At 49.3% G+C, this 1,432-nt stretch carries 2 protein-coding genes; both read left to right on the plus strand.

The window, feature by feature from the left end; all coding sequences use genetic code 11:
• The coding region (locus tag ACP5N5_RS05860; RefSeq protein ID WP_428133860.1) for an NAD-dependent epimerase/dehydratase family protein at window positions 1–679 on the plus strand (679 nt) is incomplete at its 5' end.
• 65 nt (window positions 680–744) lie between these two features.
• Window positions 745–1,432 (plus strand): pyridoxal-phosphate dependent enzyme (locus ACP5N5_RS05865; protein WP_428133862.1); only part of this gene is annotated, 688 nt, incomplete at its 3' end.

Consider the following 1,432-nt stretch of genomic DNA (forward strand, 5'->3'; position numbering starts at 1 on the left):
CGAGAATAACGTGGTCGCGACATTCAATGTACTGGAGGCAATGAGGCTCGGCGACGTAGATAAGCTAGTCTTTGCCAGTAGCTCAACGGTTTACGGTGAGCCCTCGGTTATACCTACCCCCGAGGACTATCATCCGTTGAAGCCTATTTCCATATATGGTGCATCAAAACTGGCATCCGAGGTACTTATACAGGTGTATAGTGAGCTATACGGGTTTAAAGCACTGATACTACGCTACGCAAACATAATTGGGGCGAGAAGCAATCACGGAGTCATAGTTGACTTCATAAACAAGCTGAGGACAAATCCCTCCAGGCTGGAGATACTTGGTGATGGGACCCAGAGGAAGAGTTATCTCCATGTAAGCGACGCTGTTGAGGCCACAATGCATCTTGCTGTGAATAAGCTTGATAGCATGCATGGAGTAGATGTTTACAACGTGGGCAACCATGACTGGGTGACTGTGACCGAGATAGCAGATATAATAGTGGAGGAAATGGGTCTCGGGAGAGTTGACTACGTGTTCAAGAAGACCACTCCGGATGGTAGAGGATGGCCCGGAGACGTTAAATTAATGCTCCTCGACATAAGGAAGCTGGAGTCAACAGGGTGGAAGCCCAGGCTCTCTTCAAGGGACGCTGTTAGAAGAACCGTGAGAGAACTCCTCGGCAAGACCTAAGCCAAAAGCCCTTCCACGAGGTTCAGGGAAACGGTTTAAGGGTATATGATTCAGTCGTGGAGCTCGTGTCAAGAAATACACCTACCCCCCTGGTTAAGCTGAAGTCGCTGAGCAATAGCGATGTAAGGGTGTGGGCTAAGCTAGAGTGGTACCATCCCTTCAGCCTAAGCATAAAGGATAGGGTTGCATGGTACATGCTTCATAGGTTCCTCGAGAGAGGAGTTAAGCCTGCTAAGCTGTACGAGGCGTCTTCAACTAACACTGGTATGGCACTTGTTGGTCTCGGGAACTATCACGGGATGAAGACAAGGATATATCTCCCAGCCACAGCCCAGAGATGCGTTGACTACGTGTTCAAAGCAATGGGTGCTGAGGTCGTGAGGGAGGGAACACCTATAACGATAAGCATGCTCAGCAAGGTCCTTGTGGAGGCATCTAGGGATAATGCTGTTATATTAAACCAGTTCGAGAACGACTACAACTTCCTCGTCCATTTAAGATATACAGCCAAGGAGATCGACTACCAGTTGATGAGCGAGGGGGTTAGGCCAAGTGTTGTCGTAGCTGGGCTCGGGACAAGCGGACATCTCTCAGCACTCTCATTCTACTTTAAGAATAAGTACGAGAGTGTGGAGACTATAGGGGTCCAGCCAGCACAGGGCTCAAGTATCCCAGGCATCAGGAGGGTGGAGACAGGTGTTAAATGGCTCTACATGGTTGAAGTAGACAGAGTTGTCGACGTAAGGCTCGAGG

Origin of the sequence: Desulfurococcus sp. (genome assembly GCF_049970475.1) — an archaeon.
Classification (GTDB): Archaea; Thermoproteota; Thermoprotei_A; order Sulfolobales; family Desulfurococcaceae; genus Desulfurococcus; species Desulfurococcus amylolyticus.